The sequence below is a fragment of the Blautia sp. HCP3S3_D9 genome (genome assembly GCF_052063845.1).
In the GTDB taxonomy this organism is placed as follows: domain Bacteria; phylum Bacillota; class Clostridia; order Lachnospirales; family Lachnospiraceae; genus Blautia_A.
Window position 1 is genome coordinate 1 of record NZ_JBQHWS010000217.1, and the last position, 3,369, is coordinate 3,369.

3 protein-coding genes are annotated in these 3,369 nt (G+C 41.4%); all 3 read right to left on the bottom strand.

Annotation, left to right across the window (positions count from 1 at the left end; translation table 11 throughout):
* Positions 1–66 precede the first annotated feature (66 nt).
* Genes ACTNES_RS20105 through ACTNES_RS20115 form a run of 3 tightly spaced genes read right to left on the bottom strand, consistent with a single transcriptional unit; the run spans position 67 to position 3,273 of the window.
* Entirely contained in the window at positions 67–1,071 is a 1,005-nt protein-coding gene (locus tag ACTNES_RS20105; RefSeq protein ID WP_441040498.1) for a tyrosine-type recombinase/integrase, read from the bottom strand.
* Complete coding sequence (locus ACTNES_RS20110) at positions 1,064–2,044, bottom strand: tyrosine-type recombinase/integrase (protein ID WP_441040499.1); 981 nt, start codon at positions 2,042–2,044, stop codon at positions 1,064–1,066. Before ACTNES_RS20110 ends, ACTNES_RS20105 begins: the two co-directional genes overlap by 8 nt.
* Complete coding sequence (locus ACTNES_RS20115) at positions 2,041–3,273, bottom strand: site-specific integrase (protein WP_441040500.1); 1,233 nt, start codon at positions 3,271–3,273, stop codon at positions 2,041–2,043. Before ACTNES_RS20115 ends, ACTNES_RS20110 begins: the two co-directional genes overlap by 4 nt.
* Between the last annotated feature and the right edge of the window lie 96 nt (positions 3,274–3,369).

Here is a 3,369-nt window from a genome sequence, read left to right on the forward strand (position 1 = left end):
TCAGACATTCCTATACAATCATTAGTTACATTGTGCTCTTGCTGACTTTACATTAACACTTGCCTACTACCTTAAAGAATCTAAGAAGGAAAGTAAATCATCTCGGTCCTCTTTTGAGAAGAAATCAAGGCTTTCGGGTACAGTTTTCTCTGCAACTGTTTCTATAGCCTTTCTTGTGACCTCAGGATTCGTAGTCAGATAAATCTGCGTAGTCGCCACAGATTCATGTCCCAAGAAATCTCTGACATTGTATATGTTTACACCGCTGTTTACAAGGTGTGTAGCCTTACTATGGCGAAGTATGTGTGGATACGCAGAACCTTCAATAATGCCTGGCGTGTTTTCATTAGCCATCTTTGAGTATTTTTGTATTATATAACGGATGCCCTGCCTTGTTAACCGCTCACCATTTTTATTGCAAAACAACGGAGAATCCGGCATAAGACGAAAGCGTTTAATATATTTCGATACAATCTTCTCTGTTTCACTGAGTAAGGGGATAGAGCGGTATTTGTTTCCCTTGCCATGGACATAAATCCTGCAGCACTGACCAGCATGAAAGTCCATAACATTAAGACCGATGATTTCCTGAACCCTGCAGGCAGAATCGTACATAAGTGATAAGAGTGCCAAGTGACGTAGTCCCTCGTCAACTGATGAATCAACCGATGCCAGCAATTGTTTTATTGCATCAGTGGACATACAGACGGGAGGTTTCTTGTCCTCTTTTCCGAAAGGGATACTAAGTATTTTTCGGCATTGCTCTGAATGCTCTGGTGTAGTCATCATCACATATCGAAAAAATGATTTTATGTGTGCCAACCTTACATTTTTTGTGGATACTCCATTTTTTCTAACTTCTGCAAGCCATGTCATGAACTCAAGTACTTTGTCATGGCTGATGTTATAGATTTCTATCTTTGATATATCCGCATTGGATTCTGCCATAAATGCAAGCAACAGCCTGAAAGTGTCACGATATGATGAAATAGTATTCGACCCATAATTATGCTGTTTCATCAAGTACGACATAAAATAGCGCTGGACATAAAAGGATAAGTATTCACTCATCGATCACCTCCGGGAATATACTCCCCAGGGAAGCTTCTTTTTTAATGAAGTCTTCATGTCCCTGTTCCGTGAAATGAATGTATTTTTCTGTATCCATGTAATTCACATGACCAACATAGGCAGCCAATATCGGTATGGCGGTATAGATATTCATTCCGCTATCCAGCATTTTCTCCAGACTTCTGGTACAGAACGTGTGCCGGATAGAGTGGATGTTGGGTGTTCTACCATCTGCCGTGTATATATCTGCCGCCTTAAGCATCTTTGGAAACATATATTTCATTGCATCATATGTAAGATGACCGCCAGTATAGGAAGAAATAAAAAACGGCTTGTCTTCGTCAGACATATCGATAGTTTCAGCATAACTACTGAGAACCATTTTTAGACTATCAGATACAGGAATATATCTTGAAACACCATTTTTTCCATTTATCACCTTAACCACGCCATTTATTGGATCAACATCACCCCTTTTCAGTGCCAAAACTTCTCCTATACGCATCCCGGTACCTATGAGCATTCTTACAAGCACTGGATAAATCTGCTGATGTGCTTTGGTTCTATTTGATGAAGGAAGTGAATCAGCAACAACGACTAAGCGATGTAATTCTTCGTCGCTGAAAATATATGGACGAAATTCACATCTGGCTGTTCGCATATACTTTGGTGGAACAGCGGCTGCGTTTACTCCGAGAAGCACCAGGAAAGAACAAAACTGCCGTAAGTTTGATGTCATGTATTGACGCTCGATTTCACTAAGTCCATCACGCGGAGCCAATAACTCCAGTATCATCTGCTCAGATATTTGATCTGTCTGATACTGGTTAAGCGAATTATTCAGTTTTCTGAAACGGATTAGTGTTGAATTGGCAACCTTTTCGCCCTTACCACGCTTGAACTCTATGAACTTTTCAAAGTACGGCTTGAAGAAACCTTCTTCAAATTTAAGAAACTCCTTGTCATTGATCATTTTCCGGGCACCTCCAATGCTGCTATTCTGAGGCGCTCAATATCAGACCAGACATATGTCTTCGTTGAGGCTGCAGATGTGTGCCCTAGGATCACGGCAATCTCATTTACCGGAGTTCCCGATTCAAAAAGATTTGTAGCCAGACTATGTCTGAGTGAGTGCAGACCATGATGCTTCCCTTTTGTGTCTACACCTGCAATCTCGAAGTATGGTAAAATCTTATCTCCAAAATGGTCATCCATCGAGTATGGAACATACGGCTTTCTAAGCCGGATGAATACATATGGGCTGTTTACTCTTGGGCGAGCATTTTTAATATAGTCAAGTAATGCAAACAGCACTTCATCCGTAATGGGAAGCGACACTTCCCTATGTGTCTTAAACTGCAAAATTGTAATGGTTCGTCTTTCCCAGTTGATGCCGCTAAAAACCAAAGCCTTGATATCGCTGGAACGTAACCCATACACACAGGCAAGAAGCATCATAAGGTAGGCTGTTTTACCCCATTGAGTGTTTCTGTCAACTGCGTTCAGAATGCGTTTTACCTCATCCGCTGTATAGAAAGAAGGTAATCTCTCATGCTTTTTTGAATGAATCCCTGTCAAAAAGGGAAGCGGGTCAAACGATAACATATCCGAGAACTCGTCATAAGAGAAAAAGTTCCTGATCGTATATAAAATAGAAGCCTTCCCTTGCGATGAGTATCTATCCCTGAGGGATGAGACATAGTCAGCAAACAGCTCTGGTGTAATGTCCTCCAAGGCAACACACTCCCTGTCCGCCAGAAAAACAAAGAATACCTTCATACGACCGGAGCGTGTACGAATAGTACCATGGCTCTTTTGGTCATCCCTCATAATGGTTTCGTATCTGCTGAGAATATCCTGAAATGGTGCAGGACATCTAAGCGGATAGTTGATATACCTTCGTTTTGGCTCTTCGTTATGAAGGATGCTGTGAATCATCCGTATGGCTCGGGCATACCGTTCTTTTGATTTTGACAGTGGTGCTTCAAATGGTGGCACTCCAACAGTCAGGCCATAGTACTCTTGAACGTCTAACTCTGGTAGAACCGAGGGATCCTTATCACTCACATGCCGCTGGAAATCATCGGCAATCCGGATGTAGGCTTGAGCAGTTTTTGAGTCGGCTCCATAGTTTTGTGTGATGTATTCTCGAAACTGTTGGATTACATCATACAGTGTTTCAGTGTGGCTGGAATCAATCATAGTAATTCCTCCTTTCTCATGATTGATCCCATTATGATCTATTAATGTAAAGTTAAAAACCATAAATCAGCGATTTTTAGATCTTGCTATCACCAG

Bases quoted from the DNA above. Each gene is read 5' to 3' on its own strand.
- ACTNES_RS20105 (WP_441040498.1), bottom strand. From the start codon at position 1,071: ATGAGTGAATACTTATCCTTTTATGTCCAGCGCTATTTTATGTCGTAC.
- ACTNES_RS20110 (WP_441040499.1), bottom strand. From the start codon at position 2,044: ATGATCAATGACAAGGAGTTTCTTAAATTTGAAGAAGGTTTCTTCAAG.
- ACTNES_RS20115 (WP_441040500.1), bottom strand. From the start codon at position 3,273: ATGATTGATTCCAGCCACACTGAAACACTGTATGATGTAATCCAACAG.